The organism is Pseudomonas sp. CCC3.1 (genome assembly GCF_034347405.1).
GTDB lineage: Bacteria > Pseudomonadota > Gammaproteobacteria > Pseudomonadales > Pseudomonadaceae > Aquipseudomonas.
On sequence record NZ_CP133778.1, the window covers coordinates 1,425,039 to 1,440,999 of the forward strand.

The following is a 15,961-nucleotide window of genomic DNA, read 5'->3' on the forward strand; positions in this document are numbered from 1 at the left end:
CCAGCAGATTATTTTTATTCAGGCAATGTGTTGTTGCGACGTAACTGACGGATCAGCCCGGCGTGATCGAGTTCGCCGTCACCGGCCTCGACCATGGCTGCAAACAGCCCGTCGACGAGACTTGCCACCGGCAGCGACAAGCCGAGCTGGTGCGCCTGGGCGAGGGCGGTGCGGGTGTCTTTGAGCTGCCACTTGGCCGGGCCACCGGGGGTGAAGTCGTTGTTCAGCATGCGCTGACCGTGTTGACGCCAGATCGGTGAATCGACAAACCCGCCCATCAAGGCTTCATGCACCTTTGACGGGTCGGCACCGCCGCGCTCGGCCAGCAGCAGGCCTTCGGCGACGGTGGCGATGGTGCTGGCGACGATCAATTGGTTGACCAGCTTCGACAGCTCGCCAGTGCCAGCCGGACCGACATGCACCGGCCGTCCCATGGCCGCCAGCACGTCGCGGCCTTGCTCAAAGGCAGCGGCTTCGCCACCGACCATGATTGCCAGGCTGGCTTCGCGGGCCCCGCGTTCGCCCCCCGACACGGGAGCGTCGAGGTAGCGCAGCCCGAGGGCTGCGCTCAAGCGGGCGTGTTCGACGGCGGTGTCGACCGGGATCGAGCTCATCACCACCACCAGCGCGCCGGGGGCCAAGGCCCGCGCCGCGCCGTTTTCGCCAAACAGCACGTCGTCACAGGTCGGGCCGTCGCTGAGCATGCAGATCAGTACCTGAGCGCCTTTTGCCGCCTGGGCCGGGGTGTCAAACACCTCGGCGCCCTGGGCGGACAATTCCTCGGCCTTGGCCGCCGAGCGGTTCCAGGCCCGTACCGGGTAGCCCGCGTGCAGCAGGTTGCGGGCCATGGGCTTGCCCATGATCCCGGTGCCGATGAACGCTACGGTGTGCAGGGTCATGCCTTGCCTCCCACGGTTGCCGAGTGCGCCGAATTACCCAATGAAATTTTGTTGCGCGGCATCAGTACCATGCCCAGACCACCGGCGCCGACCAGTGCCGCAATCACCAGGAAGCCCGGGGTGTAGCTGCCGGTCACGTTGAACAGATAGCCGGTGAGGTAAGGCCCGATGAAACCGCTGAGGTTGCCGATGGAGTTGATCAAGCCAATCCCCGCTGCGGCCCCAAGGCCTGTCAGCACCTGTCCGGGCACGGCCCAGAACACGTTGATCGCGCTGTAAACGCCCATCGCCAACAAGATAAAGCCGATCACGATAATCCACGGCTGGTTGAGCCACAGCGCCACGGCGATAGACACGGCGGCCAACATGGCGGCACCGCCCGCATGCCAGTGACGTTCTTGCAGACGGTCAGAGCGACGGCTCCACCAGATCATCGCAACGGCGGCCAAGGCATAAGGAATAGCGGTGATCAGACCGTTTTGCATCAGGCCGATTTCCAGCCCGAACGACCCACGGAACGACGCCAGCACCGTTGGCATAAAGAAGTTCATGGCGTTGGAGCCCGAGGTAATCCCGAAGTACACCAGCGCCAGCAGCCACACCTGACGGCTGGACAAGGCTTTGCGGATCATCTCCCACTTGGTCGGCTGAATGCCCACCACCAGCGGTTTGTTGCGCTCTTCGTTTTCCAGGGTGTTGATCAGCCAGTTGCGCTGCTCATCGGTCAGCCAATGCGCCTGGTGCGGATGGTCGGTGAGGTAGAAGTAGCAGACGACGCCCAGAATGACTGCGGGTACGGCTTCAACGATGTACATCAGGCGCCAGCCGACGAAACCCAGCGCGTCGCCCATTTCCATCAGACCCACCGACAGCGGTGCGCCGATGACTTGCGCGATCGGTACGCCGAGGTAAAAGGTGGCGATCATGCGGGCGCGATAGCGGCTCGGGAACCACAGCGACAGCAAGTAAATCACCCCCGGGAAGAACCCGGCTTCAGCGATGCCCAGCAGAAAGCGCAGCGACACGAAGTGCACCGGCGTCTGCAAAAAGCCCATGGCGCCTGCGATGATGCCCCAGGTCACCATGATTCGGGCGATCCACACGCGGGCGCCGTAGCGGTGCAGCAACACGTTGCTCGGCACTTCGAAGATGAAGTAACCGAGGAAGAAAATGCCCGCACCCAGGCCATACAAGGTCTGGCTGATGCCGATGTCGTCGTTCATCCGCAGCGCGGCGAATCCGACGTTGTTGCGATCCAGAAACGCGACCACAAACAGCAGGATAAGAAAGGGGATCATGCGTTTGGTCACGCGCTTGATCGTTTGTTGTTCGATGTCCGTGACATCGGGAAGTGGGGTGGTCATATCGCACGGCCTCAATTTTTTATTGTTGTTTTTTCTGTAGGAGCGAGCTTGCCTCGCGATCTTTTAAGATCAAAAGATCGCGAGCAAGCTCGCTCCTACAGGGGTGTTTAGTGTGCAGTGTCTTCTATATGTGCTCGCACAATGGCGTCAAAATCCGGGTCGGCGGTGAAGCCTAGCGCACGCGCACGCGGGGCCTCGACCTTGCTCGGCCAGCTTTCAACAATGCGCTGGATGGTCGCGTCCGGCTCCCAGCGAATCAGTTGGGTGACTTCATCACCCGCCACACGTTGCAGCGCTGAGACCATGTCGGCCACGGTGGTGGTCACGCCTGGCAGCGGGATGATGCGCTCGCCGCCCAGTGTTTTCGGCGACAAGGTCATGCCCAGCAGCATCGATTCAACAATGCGTCGTGGCGAGGTCAGGTACACCTGAGTGTCCGGGCGCACCGGGCACACGGCGGGCAGACCCACCAGCGGCTCGCGGATGATCGAGCTGAAGAAGGTCGATGCGGCCTTGTTTGGCTTGCCGGGGCGCACGGCCACGGTCGGCAGGCGCAACACGCGGCCATCGACAAACCCTTTGCGGGCATAGTCGGCCACCAGCAACTCACCGACGGCTTTTTGCATGCCGTAAGACGATTGCGGGGTGAGCACGGTGTCGTCGTCGACCACGTCCGGCAGCTTGCCGCCAAACACCGCAAAGCCGCTGGCGTACACCAGACGTGGCGAGGTGCCTTGTTTGCGCAGGGTTTCGAGCAGCAGCATCAGGCCGTGCAGATTGACCTGCATGCCCAAGTCGAAATCCGCTTCGGCAGCCGAACTGACCACCGCTGCCAAATGCCATACCAAGTCCACGCCATCGGTGACGCGGGCGATGACGTCGGGATCAGCCACATCGCCGGTCACCAGTTCAATGCGCGGATCATTGGGCACGTCTTCACCGGCAAAGGCGTCGAACAGCACGATCCGTTCAATGGTGCGTGGCGCTTCACCTTCGAGGGTCAAGGTGTTCAAGTCTGCCAGGCGTTGAGCCAGTTGCTTGCCGATAAAGCCGGTGCCGCCAGTGATGAGAATGCGCATGTGTTGCTCCTGTTTCTTATAGTTGTTCGAGCATTGAATCAGTCAGCTTGTACGGTGCGTTGGCGTTGCTCGCCGAGGCCTTGGATGCCTAAACGCATGACCTGGCCTGCGCGCAGGAAGATCGGCTCGGGTTTAACCCCCAGCCCTACACCCGGTGGCGTGCCGGTGGAGATCACATCGCCCGGTTGCAGCGACATGCAACGGCTCAGGTAGGCAATCAGTGCCGGGACCTGGAACACCATGGTGTTGGTATTGCCGTTCTGGTAGCGCTGTCCGTCGACCTCAAGCCAAAGGTTGAGTTGGTGCGGGTCGCTGATCTCGTCGCGGGTCACCAGCCATGGACCAAGCGGGCCGAACGTGTCGAAGCCTTTGCCTTTGTCCCAGGTGCCGCCGCGTTCGAGTTGCCACTCGCGCTCGGACACATCGTTGATCACGCAATAACCGGCGACGTGATCCAGTGCGTTGTGTTCATCGATATTGCGGCCGCCCTTGCCGATGACCACTCCCAGCTCGACTTCCCAGTCGGTCTTGGTCGAGTCACGGGGGATTTCAACGTCATCATTGGGGCCGCAAATGGCGCTGGTCCACTTGTTGAAAATCACCGGTTCCGAAGGCACTGCCAGACCCGATTCAGCAGCATGGTCCGCGTAGTTGAGGCCGATGCAGATGAACTTGCCGACCTGACCCACACAGGCGCCAATGCGTGGCGACCCGCTGACCAGCGGCAGGGTGGACGGGTTAATTTTGCTCAGTGCCTCAAGGCTTGCGGGCTCAAGGGCTAGACCTGCGACATCGGCGATGTGCGCCGACAGATCGCGAATATTGCCTTGGGCATCCAGCAGACCGGGTTTTTCCTGACCTTTTTCGCCGTAGCGCAGCAGTTTCATAAAAGCTCCTGTATTGAATTGGAAACCTTATTTTTCTGTAGGAGCGAGCTTGCCTCGCGATCTTTTGATCTTCTAAAAGATCGCGAGGCAAGCTCGCTCCTACACGGAGGGTTAAATGCTCATCCCGCCATCAATGATCTGGGCAGTGCCGGTGGTGTAACTGCTGGCATCGCTGGCCAGGTACAGCACCAATTGGGCGATTTCATCGACGTTGCCGATGCGCCCCATGGGCTGGCGATCAACAAAGGCCTGATACACCTCCGCCTCCGAACGCCCTTGCTCACGGGCCTGTTCGGCGATGCGTTGGCGCAGCGAAGGCGAGTCCACGGTGCCGGGGCAAATGGCGTTGCAACGAATGCCTTGGCCGACATAATCGGCAGCCACCGATTTGGTCAAGCCAATCGCGGCGGCCTTGCTGGCGGTGTAGGCAAAACGGTTGGGCACGCCTTTGACGCTGGAGGCGACCGACGCCATGTTGATGATGCTGCCACCGCCTGCTGCCAGCATGCCCGGCAAAAAGGTGCGGATCATCCGGTACATGGCCGTGACATTGAGGTCGAAGGAGAACTGCCAGGCGCGGTCGTCGCATTCCAGCAACGCGCCGCTGTGCACGTACCCTGCGCAGTTGAACAATACGTCGATCGTGCCAACTTGCTGGCTGATGGCTTCAATGGCCGACGTTTGGGTCACGTCCAGTGGCAACGCTTGAATGCCGGGGATGTCCTGCAAGGCGTCGATATTCAGGTCGGTGGCGATCACGTGGGCACCGGCATCACGCAGGGCCAGTACTGATGCTCGACCAATGCCGTTGGCCGCAGCGGTAACAAGAACGCGTTTGTTGGCGAGGTTCATGAGAGCAGTTCCATTATTTTTATTGGGCCCAATGGCTTAACACTAATGTTGCGCCCCGATAATCGCCAATGAGATATTCTCAAGCCTTAATAACTGGAGGTTATCGGATGGCCGATGTCGGGTTTAATCAACTGTGCAACTGGTTACGGTTCCGCCATTTGGTGCTGATCGACACCCTGGCGCGCACGCAAAACATGCACGCCACCGCCCAGGAAATGAACATCAGCCAACCGGCGGTCAGCAAGATGCTGCGCGAGATAGAGCACCAGTTGGGCTTCGATGTGTTTGCACGGTTGCCGCGCAGCATGTCGCTCACCGACTTGGGCAGCCACGTGGCGCGCTTTGCGCAAATCGCCCTCAACGACACCCAGCAGTTCGTTGGCCAGATCAACCATCTGCGCCAGGGCGGGCATGGTTTTCTGAAGATCGGCACCATCTACGCCGCCACGGCGATTGCCGTGCCTGCGGCGATTGTGGAGGTCAAACAGCAATGGCCATTGCTCACGATTGAAGTGCTGGAAGGCACCAGCGCCAATATGCTGACCATGCTTGAACACAAGCAACTGGACCTGGTGGTGGCGCGTTTCACCCTGGATCGCCATCGTGAACTGTTCGATTTTCAGGCTCTGGCGCCGGAACCACTGTGCCTGGTGACGGGCAGTCAGCACCCGTTGGCGGGCGCCAGCGAAATCCCGCTGAACGAGCTTGGCAGTTGGCCATGGGTGCTCTACCCGACAGGGACGCCGATGCGCGCGCGGCTGGAGCGGGCCTTTGTCGAAGCGGGCATGCAAACCCCGGAAAACACCGTGGAAACGGTCTCACTGCAAACCACCATGCAACTGCTGCAAACCGCCCCGGTGGTCGCGATGCTGGCCGAGTCCATGGCCGAACCCGAAATTCAGGCCGGGCGTCTGACCCGTCTGGCGCTGCCGTTTCCGCTGGTACTGGCCGACTACGGCATCATTACCCGGCGCAACGAGCCGCCCAGTTGGTCGATGCAGGCCTTTATCGACGCCTTGTTAAACGGCCCCGATGCCGTGCGCGGTGCCCGCCAGACACCTCAATAACTCGCGGTTATTGACTGATGGGATCTTGTGATTGGGCAGCGCACAAGTGGCGCTCTAGAGTGCAAGTCGCCCACCCGTGTTTGCACTCGGGTAGGGCGCCATCGCTCATTAGAGGCGCGTATGAAAACAATAAAAAACTACAAAACGCTGACTATTTTCTTCCTGTTCATGATCGGCGTAGTCAACTACCTCGACCGCAGTGCACTCTCCATCGCCAACACCTCCATCCAGAAAGACCTGGCCATCAGCCCGATGCAAATGGGCATCATGCTTTCAGCTTTTTCTGTGGCTTACGCCTTCTCGCAATTACCCCTCGGCGCGTTGATCGACAAGCTCGGCAGCAAGCTGGCACTGGGCGGCTCCTTGGTGGTCTGGTCGCTCGCGCAAGGGGCCTTTGGCTTGTTCAGCAGCTACGGGCATCTGGTCGGCCTGCGGGTGTTGCTGGGGATTGGCGAAGCGCCGGTGTTCCCCTCGGCGGCCAAAGCCTTGTCCGAGTGGTTCGACACCCAAGAGCGGGGCACGGCCACGGGCTGGGTGTGGTCATCGACCTGCATTGGCCCGTGCCTGGCGCCGCCGTTGCTGACGCTGTTCATGGTGCACCTGGGCTGGCGCGGCATGTTCATCCTGACGGGCGTCATCGGCTTGCTGCTGGCGGTGTGCTGGTTCAAATTCTACAAAAGCAAAGCCGAATACATGGCCGCCACTGGCCGTGCAGAACCGGTGCAAGTGCAACAAAAAAAGGCGCCGAAACTGCGCTGGACGTCACTGTTCAAAGAGCGCAACACCTGGGGCGCGTTTCTCGGCTTTATGGGCGTGATCTATATGATCTGGCTCAACCTGACCTGGTTGCCGGGCTACTTCGAACGCGAACACGGCCTGGACCTGTACCGCACCGCCTGGGTGGTCTCGCTGGCCTACTTGTTCGGGGCGCTGGGGACCATCGTCGCGGGCCGCTGCTGCGACAAACTGGTTGCGCGAGGCATGCGCGTGCTGGCCAGCCGCAAACTCATGGTCATTTTGGGCTTGCTCGGCGGGGCGCTGTTTACCCTGATCGTGGCCTTCACCACCAACGTTGTGGCATGCGTGGTGCTGCTGTGCCTGACCATGTTCTTCATCAACATCTCCAGCGCCACGGCGTGGATGATCGTCAACACCATCGTGCCGTCTGAGCGGGTGGCTTCGTTTGGTTCGATCCAGAACTTTGGCGGCTATTTGGCAGGCTCGATTGCGCCGATCCTCACCGGGTTCAGCGTGCAACAGAGCGGCTCGTTCTCGTCGGCGTTTGTGATCAGTGCCGTGGTCGCCTTGTGCTCGGCGTTCGCCTACTTTGCGCTGCTCAAAGAACCCTCTGCGCCGGTTTCACACCTTGAGGGAGCCCCTGCAACGGCATGAATCACCCTGTAGGAGCGAGCTTGCTCGCGATCTTTTGATCTTTTAAAAGATCGCGAGGCAAGCTCGTTCCTACAAGGGGTCAGGCTTTGTAAGGCTTGTTCGGCAGCAGCAAACGTTCGGCGACGACGCCGAAGATCAGGCCCAGAGCGGTCCACATCACCGCTTGAATGCCCAGCGAGGCGACGCGGAATTTCCACAGCAGCAGGGCTGAGAAGCCGTCCGGTGCTTCATTGAACGTCGGGAACAGAAAGCCCGCGATCGAGACAATCACCAGGTACAGCGCCACGCCCTTGATCGCGCCATTCCACAGGCCCGAGCGGGCAATGAACGTGCGGCCTGCACTGACGGCAATGATCGCGGCGGCCAGCGACACCAGCAGCATCAGGAAGAACAACTGCGTGCGCTTGCCGATGGTGTCCGGGTCGCCCACAGCTGGAGGGTTGGCGGGGTACACCAGCCCCGGCACCAGATACAGCACCACAAACGCGGCCAGGGCCAGCAAGGCGGCCAGGCCACGCGGGCCGACGTTACCGACACGGCCCAGCGAATATGCGAACGCCAAGGCAAAAATGCCGCCCAGCGACACGCTGTACACCAGCACTCCGGTCAGCAGGCCGAACGTGCTCTGCACCTCGCGGCTTACCAGTTCGGGTTCTTCTTCCTCGGCCTCACCATGTGAGTGGGAGTGGCCCATGCTTTCTTCGAAAGCGATAGCGCGATCAATCTCAGGTTCGCCGAACACCTTGGCAAAGCTGAAAGCCAGCAGGCCGGCAATCAGACCGACAAGCATGCCCCTGACGAGTAAACGACCAGTCATGTAGAAGTCCTCGGATCAGTGGCAGGGAAAGCCCAGCAGGTGGCGGCCGTCGTGTACGAATTCGTGAACGTACATACCCTTGAAGACGGCGGTGGCGCCTTGTTCAGCACCGACGAAATAAATCGCCAGCATCAGCAACAGGCCGCCGAAAATCGCCCACGGCAATACATCGCGCAGGGGAATGGCAGGAATGGAAATGTCAGTTTGAGTTGAAGTGCTGTAAGCCATGATGACCTCTGGGATTTCGCGTCCCGGCAAGAGTGCAAAGGCAAAGGAAGATCTGGCTCTCGGCAAGGTGCCGACTACAGTGGCGCGACCGCGTCGGAATTCGACCGACTTCTTTCCTTCGTAACATACCGAAATAACTTTGGCAGTGTACGCTCAAGGGTCAGAGAATACCCAGAGGAATTGATGCTTGGACAGATGTGTATCGGCGGGCACTGACGGCAGCTCCCAAAGCTCTATGGCGCGCGTAAATCTCGTAGCAGTTGCCGAGCACCGCGAGGCTACGTCCGATGGCGAAGCGATCGTAAACCCTAAGTGCAGGGTACAACTGATACCCCGCAGTGCTTGATTTTACGACTGCTGCGCAGCCGGACGTAGCCTCGCGGTGCTCGGCAACTGCTACGAAATCGGCTTGCTGTACACCATAGAATCTCCCACGTTGAGGATGCCGGCGTTTATGGAGTGGTTAGGGGCCGCGCAGCGCCGGCTTTTTGCTCAGGCTCATGCCCGCTGCTGGTTGAGCGCAGCAGCATCAATGCGCCAATCAGTGCCGTACCGGCCAAGAAGTACATCCCGGCGTGTGCGCTGCTGAAATATCCCTCGGCCCAGGTTTTGACTGTTGGCGCCAGAAAACCGCCCAGGTTGCCCAGTGCACCGATCACGGCGATCCCGCTGGCCGCCGCGGCGCCGCTCAAGAAGCGCGTCGGCAAGGTCCAGAACAACGGTTGAACCGTGATAAAACCAGCCGCCGCCAGACAGAACGCGAGGATCACCAATGGCAGGCTGCCGCTTAAGGTCGAGCCGACCATGCCCACGGCTGCCAATGCCAGCATCAGCGCGGCGAAACGGGTTTGCTGGCCTTTGCGATCGGCGTAGCGGGTGACGGCAAACAGCACAATCACGGTGGCAATCCACGGGATCGAGGTGAGCAGGCCGACCTTCAAGCCGATGCCGGTGCCGAGCAGTTCGGCAATCCGCGTCGGCAGGTAAAACAGCACGCCGTACACGCTGACCTGAATCGTGAAGTAGATGAGGGTGAAGTACAGCACCAGCGGGTTGATCAGTGCTGAGCGCCACGAGGACGGGCCTTTGTCGGCTTTGAGCAGTTGCTCTTTTTCCAATTCATGTTCGACGGCGGCTTTTTCTTCAGTGCTCAGCCATTTGGCATCACGCGGCTTGTCGGTCAGGTAAAAGAACGCGAACACGCCGATGATGGACGCGGCGAGGCCTTCGGTGACGAACATCCATTGCCAGCCGGTCAGGCCAAATTGTGCGCTTTCGAGCAGCCAGCCAGACACCGGGCCCCCGACCATCAGCGACACCGGCACCCCAAAGTAGTAAATGCCGTAGGCCGAGCCGCGCTGGTTCTGCGGGAACCAGTAGGTCAGGTACAGCACCACGCCCGGCGACAGGCCCGCTTCGGCCACGCCGAGCAAAAAACGCAGGATGTAGAAGCTGGTTTCGTCGTGGGCAAACATCATCGCCGCTGACACCAGTCCCCAGGTGACCATGATCCGGCTGAGCCAGATACGGGCGCCAATTTTGTGCAGCATCAGGTTGCTGGGTACTTCAAACACGGCATAACCGATAAAGAAAATACCCGCGCCCAAGGCAAATGCAGCGTTGCTCAGGCCGGTGTCGGCCTGAAAGGCATGTTTGGCAAAGCCAATGTTTGAGCGGTCAATAATCGCCATCGCGAACATCAACGCGACAAAGGGCAAGATGCGCCAGCGAATCTTGCTGAGGGCCTGTTTCAAGACAGGATTAGACATAGGGGGCTCCCGTTATTTTTTTTGTGGAGTACAGCGATTAACGATTTTTCAGGGCAGCGCGGGCATAGGCCGCGACAATCACAAAGCAGCCCATCGGCAACAGGTAGGCCACGGCAGTGGAGGAGTGGTCGGCTACCATGCCCATCACGTAGGGCATCAGGGCGCCACCGACGATGGCCATGATCATGAAAGAGCTGCCGCGCTTGGTATGCGCGCCGAGGTTTTTCACGCCCATGGCAAACAGGGTCGGGAACATGATCGACATAAAGAAGAACATCGCCACCAGGGCCACCACCGACACGCCTTCAATGCCCAGTACCACCACCACGCTGAGCGCGACGTTGATCAGGGCGTAAATCAGCAGCAGGCGCTGGGCGTTGACGCGGCCCATCAGCCAGGTGCTGAAGAAGCGCCCAAACATGAAGCTGAGCATGGCCACCGAGAGCAGATACGCGGCTTGTTGGCTGCTCATCTGCGCCCAGTGTTCGGTGACGTAGTTGATAAAAAACGCACCGACCCCGACTTGCGCGCCGACATAAAAGAACTGGGTGATGACCCCGGTGACGAACTCGCGGTGCTGCCACAAGGTTTTGTCGCTGCGTTGCTGGGCCTGAGCTTCTTGTTCGCGCAGGTCCGGCAGCGGGGTGCGGGCAATCAGCAGCGCGACCAGCAGCACCAAGGCGGCGATCACCAGATAGGTCATTTGCAGCGATTGCGTGGTGTCCGTGCTGTTGGCCCCGCTAAAGAACAGCGCGCCGCCAATCAACGGGCCAAAAAACTGCCCGAGGCCGTTGAACGACTGCGCCAGGTTCAAGCGCCGCTCTGCACCGGCAGGGGCACCGAGCACCGTGGCATAAGGGTTGGCGGCGGTTTCGAGGCAACCCAGACCACAGGCAATCACAAACAGCGCGAACAAAAAGAACTGAAAACTTTGCGCAGCAGCGGCGGGCATGAACAGCAAGGCGCCGGTGGCGTACAGGCACAGGCCGAGCAGGATGCCAGCCTTGTAGCCGTACTTGTCCATCAAGAAACCGGCGGGCAGGGCGATCAGAAAATACGCCCCGAAATACGCGCTTTGCAGCAAGCCGGACTGGGCCTTGCTGACGTGCAGGGTTTCCTGGAAGTGCTTGTTGAGCACATCCAGCAAGCCATAGGACAGCCCCCAGAGAAAGAACAGGCAGGTCACCAGAATCAGTGCCCAGCGATAGGATGTAACCGTCTTGGCAAAGGACGGCGCTGCGACGTTCGAGTGCTTGAGTGACATGACGCATCTCCTTCTTATTGTTGTAAAAACCCTGTAGGAGCGAGCTTGCTCGCGATCTTTTGATCTTCTAAAAGCTCGCTCTTACAGGGGTTAGGTGAGGCTGAAAATCTGCGTCATGGGCGCCCATTTCTGGCTCGGAGGGGTCCACGGCGTGCGTTGCTGGAAACGCCACATCAGGGCTTCCCATTTCTGCACCCAGGCATCGCTGGCGCTTGCCTGTTCAAAGGCAGCGCTACTGAAATCCGGCGCCGTGTCCATGACCATGAACAGCCGTGTACCCAAGCGCCAGATCTGCATGTCGAGCACGCCGTGCTGGCGCAGGTGGTCGCTGATCTGCGGCCAGATCTGTTGATGCAAACGTTCGTACTCGGCAATCAATGCCGGGTCGTCGACCAGGTCCAGCGCCAGGCACTGGCGGTTCATGTCAGTGCCCGGTCCAGGTGGGTGTAGCCGCCATCAACCACCAGCCATTGCCCCGTGGTGTGGGAGGCGCGCGGTGACAGCAGAAACAGCACGCTGTCGGCGATTTCTTCAGCGGTGGTCATGCGCTGGCCGAGGGGGATTTTTTCGACGATGCTCGCCAACTTGGCTTTCGGGTCGTCGAAGGTGTTGATCCAGCGCTCATACAGCGGGGTCATGACTTCGGCCGGGATGACGGCATTAACCCGGATGCCGTCAGGCAGCAAGGAGGTGGCCCATTCGCGGGTCAGCGACAGTTGCGCGCCTTTGGCGGCGGTGTAGCCGCTGGTGCCGCCTTGGCCGGTGAGGGCGGTTTTAGAGCTGATATTGACGATGGATCCGCAGGTGGCTTTGAGCGCGTCAACGCACAAGTGGGTCATGAGGTAGTAGTGGATCAGGTTTTTTTCCAGCGACTCCACGAACGCCGAGCGCCCGGCTTCCAGGCCGACACCATCATTGACGCCTGCATTATTGACCAGCCCGTCGATACGCCCGAAGCGTTGCAAGACGCGGGCAACGGCGGCGCGGCAGGCGTCTTCGTCACGCAGTTCAATCTGGATAAACAGGCTTTGTGCGCCGCGTTGATCCAGTTGCCGGGCGAGTTCGTCCGACAACGGGCTGTGACCGAAAATCACCGGGATCGCGCCTTCATCGGCCAGGCCCAGGGAGATGGCGGCACCGATGCCGGAGCCGCCGCCGGTGACGATAAAGACCTTGTCTTGCAGATACAGATTCATCGTTTCACTCCTTTAATCCCGTAGACGGCGCAGGCATTGGCGCCCCAAATCGCCGCTTGTTCGGCGGTGCTCAGGCGCTGCAACACGTTGTCGACCAAGGTGTGGGTGGTGCTGTAATCGCTGGCGAGCAGGCACACCGGCCAGTCGGAGCCGAACATCAGGCGTTGCGGTCCAAACAGTTCGAGTGCGGTGTCCAGATACGGCGTCAGTTGATCACTGCGCCACTGCTGCCAATCGGCCTCGGTGGTCAGCCCCGACAACTTGCAACTGACGTGCGGCAACGCGGCCAGCGGTGCCAGTTGCTCGGCCCACTCGCGCAGGTTGTTGGCCTGCACGTCAGGTTTGGCGAGGTGGTCGAGCACCAGATGGTGCTGGTCATGGCGCTGACACAACTGCGTCGCAGCCCTCAGGTCACGGGCTTTGATCAGCACTTCGTAGACGTGGCCCCGGCGCTGCAAAAGCTCCAGCCCACGATTGAAATCAGGTCGCTGCATGAACGCGGCAGGCGCGCTTTCGTCTTGCAGCTGATGACGAAAGCCACGCAGTACCGACGCCTGGGCCCAGCGCTCCAGCGACTGTTCAAGGTCGCCAGCGCACAGGTCGACCCAGCCCACCACGGCCCGGATCCACGGGTAACGCTCGGCCAGCAGCAACAGCCGATCGGTCTCGCTTGTGCTGGCTTGGGCTTGCACGGCAATGCAGCCATCGAGCCCGGCCTGGTCAAGCAAGGGCCGCAGATCATCGGGGGTAAAGTTGCGACGCAAGCACGCCATGTCGCGGCCTATCCAGGGATAGCCCGCAGCGTCATAGCGCCAGAAATGCTGATGCGCATCCAGTCGCAGTGGGTCTGTGGACGACATTATTGTTGTACTCCGTCCGTTCAGTGATGGGCGTTAGCCCCGATAGCGGTACTGCTCGCGGGACGCGGCTTTCATCTGGATCGAGAAGCCGGGCGCTTGTGGCGGCATGTAGGCGGCATTGCGGATCACGCACGGGTCTTCGAAGTGCTCGTGCAAGTGGTCAACAAATTCGACCACGCGGCCTTCGTGGGTCCCGGCCATGCACAGGTAGTCGATCATCGACAGGTGTTGCACGTATTCGCACAGGCCCACGCCACCGGCATGCGGGCACACGGGCAAGTTGTACTTGGCAGCCATCAGCAGCACGGCCAGCACTTCGTTGACCCCGCCGAGGCGGCAGGCATCGATCTGCACCACATCAATCGCTTCGCGCATGATCAGTTGCTTGAACACGATGCGGTTCTGGCACATTTCGCCGGTCGCGACTTTGACCGGGCTGACCCCCTGGCGGATTTTGCGATGGCCTTCGACGTCGTCCGGGCTGGTCGGTTCTTCGATAAACCACGGGTTGGCGAACGACAGTTCACGCACCCAGTCGATGGCCGCGTCGACTTCCCAGACTTGGTTGGCGTCGATCATCAGCTTGCGGTCCGGGCCGAGCACTTCGCGGGCAATGCGCACGCGGCGGATGTCGTCTTGCAGGTCGTGGCCGACTTTTAATTTGACGTGGGAGAAGCCCGCGTCGACGGCTTCCTGGCACAGTCTGCGCAGTTTTTCATCGGCATAACCCAGCCAGCCCGCCGAGGTGGTGTAGCACGGGTAGCCTTCGGCTTCGAGCAAGGCCAGGCGCTCGGCTTTGCCGTGGGCACGTTCGCGCAGCAATGTCAGGGCTTGTGCGGGGGTAATGCAGTCGGTGATGTAGCGAAAATCAATGCAGCGCACCAGTTGCTCGGGGCTCATGTCAGCCACCAGACGCCACACCGGCTTGCCTTCGGCTTTGGCCCACAGGTCCCAGGCGGCGTTGACCACGGCACCTGTGGCCAAGTGAATGGCGCCCTTGTCGGGGCCGATCCAGCGCAGTTGGCTGTCGCTGGTTACGTAGCGCCAGAAACGCCCCATGTCTTCGGCGATCCACTCAAGCTTGAGGCCCACCATCAGACCCGCGAGAGCCTTGATCGAGGCGCAGCAGATTTCGTTGCCACGGCCGATGGTGAAGGTCAGGCCGTGGCCTTCGAGGTTCGGGGTGTCGGTTTCGAGGATGACGTAGGCCGCTGAATAATCAGGGTCCGGGTTCATCGCGTCCGAGCCGTCCAGTGATTGCGAGGTGGGGAAGCGAATATCTTCAACGCGTACGGCGGTAATAGTCGTCATGGCGTGCTCCTGTTTATTCGGCGTCGACGGTGCGTTGGTTTTGTTCGCCCAGGCCGCTGATGCCCAGACGGATGTGCTGGCCAGCGCGCAGGTAAACAGGTTCGGGTTTGATGCCCAGGCCAACGCCGGGCGGGGTCCCGGTGGAGATCACGTCGCCGGGTTGCAGGCTCATGAATTGGCTGAGGTAGCTGACGATTTTCGGGATCTGGAAAATCATCGTCCGGGTGTTGCCGTTCTGATAACGCTTGCCGTCGACTTCCAGCCACAGGTCGAGCTGGTGCGGGTCGGCGATTTCATCGCGGGTCACCAGCCATGGACCGAGCGGGCCGAAGGTGTCGCAGCCTTTGCCTTTGTCCCAGGTGCCGCCCAGTTCTAGCTGGAACTCGCGCTCGGACACGTCATTGATCACGCAATAACCGGCCACGTGCTCCAGCGCGTCGCTTTCGCTGATGTAGCGACCGCCTTTGCCAATGACCACGCCCAGCTCGACTTCCCAGTCGGTTTTGCGCGAGTTGCGCGGGATTTCGACGTTGTCATTCGGGCCGACGATGGCGCTGGTCCATTTGTTGAACACCACCGGTTCGGCGGGAATGGCCGCCCCGGTTTCAGCGGCGTGGTCGGCGTAGTTGAGGCCGATGCAGATGAACTTGCCGACCTGGCCGACACAGGCGCCAATGCGCGGCGAGCCTTGGACGAGCGGCAGGGTGGACGGGTCGATGTCTTGCAGACGGGCAATGCTTTGCGGGCTGAGGGTGTCGCCTGCGATATCGCAGACCACTGCGGACAAGTCACGCAGATCACCGTTGTTATCGAGCAGAGCGGGACGTTCCTGGCCTTTTTCGCCGTAGCGCAGCAGTTTCATAGGGTTTCCTCGGTTAAATGTGTGGGAGCTGGCTTGCCAGCGATGCAGGCGACTCGGTATGCCGGGTGGCCGCGGTTGATTCAATCGCTGGCAAGCCAGCTCCCACAGGGTCAA

The 15,961-nt window shown here is 60.5% G+C and carries 16 protein-coding genes and 1 riboswitch; of the genes, 2 read left to right on the forward strand and 14 right to left on the reverse strand.

Translation table 11 applies throughout. The features are described from left to right. Window positions 1-14 precede the first annotated feature (14 nt). The 5 genes from RHM56_RS06380 to RHM56_RS06400 form a co-directional block, all read right to left on the reverse strand. Window positions 15-899, reverse strand: a complete 885-nt coding sequence (locus RHM56_RS06380; RefSeq protein WP_322239654.1) for an NAD(P)-dependent oxidoreductase — start codon at window positions 897-899, stop codon at window positions 15-17. Then, complete coding sequence (locus RHM56_RS06385; protein WP_322239656.1) at window positions 896-2,263, reverse strand: MFS transporter; 1,368 nt, start codon at window positions 2,261-2,263, stop codon at window positions 896-898. Before RHM56_RS06385 ends, RHM56_RS06380 begins: the two co-directional genes overlap by 4 nt. Window positions 2,264-2,370: 107 nt before the next feature. Further along, on the reverse strand, window positions 2,371-3,342 hold the full coding sequence (gene denD, locus RHM56_RS06390; RefSeq protein ID WP_322239658.1) for a D-erythronate dehydrogenase: 972 nt from the start codon (window positions 3,340-3,342) through the stop codon (window positions 2,371-2,373). Window positions 3,343-3,380: 38 nt separating this feature from the next. Beyond that, window positions 3,381-4,229, reverse strand: coding sequence for an ureidoglycolate lyase (locus RHM56_RS06395; RefSeq protein ID WP_322239660.1), 849 nt, complete (start codon window positions 4,227-4,229; stop codon window positions 3,381-3,383). A gap of 111 nt (window positions 4,230-4,340) precedes the next feature. Continuing rightward, window positions 4,341-5,081 carry an SDR family oxidoreductase gene (locus RHM56_RS06400; RefSeq protein ID WP_322239662.1) on the reverse strand — a complete coding sequence of 247 codons (741 nt, stop codon included), beginning with the start codon at window positions 5,079-5,081 and terminating at the stop codon, window positions 4,341-4,343. Between the two features lie 107 nt (window positions 5,082-5,188). Here RHM56_RS06400 and RHM56_RS06405 point away from each other — a divergent pair, with 107 nt between their 5' ends. Both RHM56_RS06405 and RHM56_RS06410 read left to right on the forward strand, forming a co-directional pair. Further along, a complete protein-coding gene (locus tag RHM56_RS06405) occupies window positions 5,189-6,148 on the forward strand; it encodes a LysR family transcriptional regulator (protein WP_322239665.1) in 960 nt (319 codons plus the stop codon). A gap of 120 nt (window positions 6,149-6,268) precedes the next feature. Further along, a complete protein-coding gene (locus RHM56_RS06410) occupies window positions 6,269-7,540 on the forward strand; it encodes an MFS transporter (protein ID WP_322239667.1) in 1,272 nt (423 codons plus the stop codon). Between the two features lie 79 nt (window positions 7,541-7,619). On the opposite strand, the gene RHM56_RS06415 is transcribed toward RHM56_RS06410, so the two are convergent. The 9 genes from RHM56_RS06415 to RHM56_RS06455 all read right to left on the reverse strand — a co-directional run bounded on the left by RHM56_RS06415 (window position 7,620) and on the right by RHM56_RS06455 (window position 15,847). Then, window positions 7,620-8,357, reverse strand: coding sequence for a CbtA family protein (locus RHM56_RS06415; protein ID WP_322239669.1), 738 nt, complete (start codon window positions 8,355-8,357; stop codon window positions 7,620-7,622). 15 nt (window positions 8,358-8,372) lie between these two features. Further along, on the reverse strand, window positions 8,373-8,585 hold the full coding sequence (locus RHM56_RS06420) for a CbtB domain-containing protein (protein ID WP_322239671.1): 213 nt from the start codon (window positions 8,583-8,585) through the stop codon (window positions 8,373-8,375). 27 nt (window positions 8,586-8,612) lie between these two features. Continuing rightward, window positions 8,613-8,741, reverse strand: a riboswitch (cobalamin riboswitch). Between the two features lie 296 nt (window positions 8,742-9,037). Then, window positions 9,038-10,354 (reverse strand): MFS transporter, encoded by a 1,317-nt coding sequence (locus RHM56_RS06425; RefSeq protein WP_322239673.1) that lies wholly within the window; start codon window positions 10,352-10,354, stop codon window positions 9,038-9,040. Between the two features lie 37 nt (window positions 10,355-10,391). Next, window positions 10,392-11,618: an L-fucose:H+ symporter permease gene (gene fucP, locus RHM56_RS06430; protein WP_322239674.1), complete on the reverse strand. Its 1,227-nt coding sequence runs from the start codon at window positions 11,616-11,618 to the stop codon at window positions 10,392-10,394. A gap of 90 nt (window positions 11,619-11,708) precedes the next feature. Next, window positions 11,709-12,041 (reverse strand): L-rhamnose mutarotase, encoded by a 333-nt coding sequence (locus RHM56_RS06435; RefSeq protein ID WP_322239675.1) that lies wholly within the window; start codon window positions 12,039-12,041, stop codon window positions 11,709-11,711. Next, window positions 12,038-12,814, reverse strand: a complete 777-nt coding sequence (locus tag RHM56_RS06440) for an SDR family oxidoreductase (protein ID WP_322239677.1) — start codon at window positions 12,812-12,814, stop codon at window positions 12,038-12,040. The genes RHM56_RS06435 and RHM56_RS06440 overlap by 4 nt, the downstream gene beginning before the upstream one ends. Beyond that, a complete protein-coding gene (locus tag RHM56_RS06445) occupies window positions 12,811-13,674 on the reverse strand; it encodes an amidohydrolase family protein (protein WP_322239679.1) in 864 nt (287 codons plus the stop codon). Before RHM56_RS06445 ends, RHM56_RS06440 begins: the two co-directional genes overlap by 4 nt. A gap of 33 nt (window positions 13,675-13,707) precedes the next feature. Further along, window positions 13,708-14,985, reverse strand: coding sequence for an L-fuconate dehydratase (locus RHM56_RS06450; RefSeq protein ID WP_322239681.1), 1,278 nt, complete (start codon window positions 14,983-14,985; stop codon window positions 13,708-13,710). A gap of 13 nt (window positions 14,986-14,998) precedes the next feature. After that, the gene (locus tag RHM56_RS06455; protein WP_322239683.1) at window positions 14,999-15,847 is read right to left on the reverse strand and encodes a fumarylacetoacetate hydrolase family protein; all 849 of its coding nucleotides are present in this window, start codon (window positions 15,845-15,847) and stop codon (window positions 14,999-15,001) included. Between the last annotated feature and the right edge of the window lie 114 nt (window positions 15,848-15,961).

Coding starts and splice junctions, on each gene's coding strand:
- RHM56_RS06435 (WP_322239675.1), bottom strand. CDS start 12,041: ATGAACCGCCAGTGCCTGGCGCTGGACCTGGTCGACGACCCGGCATTG.
- RHM56_RS06385 (WP_322239656.1), bottom strand. CDS start 2,263: ATGACCACCCCACTTCCCGATGTCACGGACATCGAACAACAAACGATC.
- RHM56_RS06450 (WP_322239681.1), bottom strand. CDS start 14,985: ATGACGACTATTACCGCCGTACGCGTTGAAGATATTCGCTTCCCCACC.
- RHM56_RS06405 (WP_322239665.1), top strand. CDS start 5,189: ATGGCCGATGTCGGGTTTAATCAACTGTGCAACTGGTTACGGTTCCGC.
- RHM56_RS06395 (WP_322239660.1), bottom strand. CDS start 4,229: ATGAAACTGCTGCGCTACGGCGAAAAAGGTCAGGAAAAACCCGGTCTG.
- RHM56_RS06425 (WP_322239673.1), bottom strand. CDS start 10,354: ATGTCTAATCCTGTCTTGAAACAGGCCCTCAGCAAGATTCGCTGGCGC.
- RHM56_RS06380 (WP_322239654.1), bottom strand. CDS start 899: ATGACCCTGCACACCGTAGCGTTCATCGGCACCGGGATCATGGGCAAG.
- RHM56_RS06400 (WP_322239662.1), bottom strand. CDS start 5,081: ATGAACCTCGCCAACAAACGCGTTCTTGTTACCGCTGCGGCCAACGGC.
- RHM56_RS06415 (WP_322239669.1), bottom strand. CDS start 8,357: ATGACTGGTCGTTTACTCGTCAGGGGCATGCTTGTCGGTCTGATTGCC.
- fucP (WP_322239674.1), bottom strand. CDS start 11,618: ATGTCACTCAAGCACTCGAACGTCGCAGCGCCGTCCTTTGCCAAGACG.
- RHM56_RS06445 (WP_322239679.1), bottom strand. CDS start 13,674: ATGTCGTCCACAGACCCACTGCGACTGGATGCGCATCAGCATTTCTGG.
- RHM56_RS06420 (WP_322239671.1), bottom strand. CDS start 8,585: ATGGCTTACAGCACTTCAACTCAAACTGACATTTCCATTCCTGCCATT.
- RHM56_RS06455 (WP_322239683.1), bottom strand. CDS start 15,847: ATGAAACTGCTGCGCTACGGCGAAAAAGGCCAGGAACGTCCCGCTCTG.
- RHM56_RS06440 (WP_322239677.1), bottom strand. CDS start 12,814: ATGAATCTGTATCTGCAAGACAAGGTCTTTATCGTCACCGGCGGCGGC.
- denD (WP_322239658.1), bottom strand. CDS start 3,342: ATGCGCATTCTCATCACTGGCGGCACCGGCTTTATCGGCAAGCAACTG.
- RHM56_RS06410 (WP_322239667.1), top strand. CDS start 6,269: ATGAAAACAATAAAAAACTACAAAACGCTGACTATTTTCTTCCTGTTC.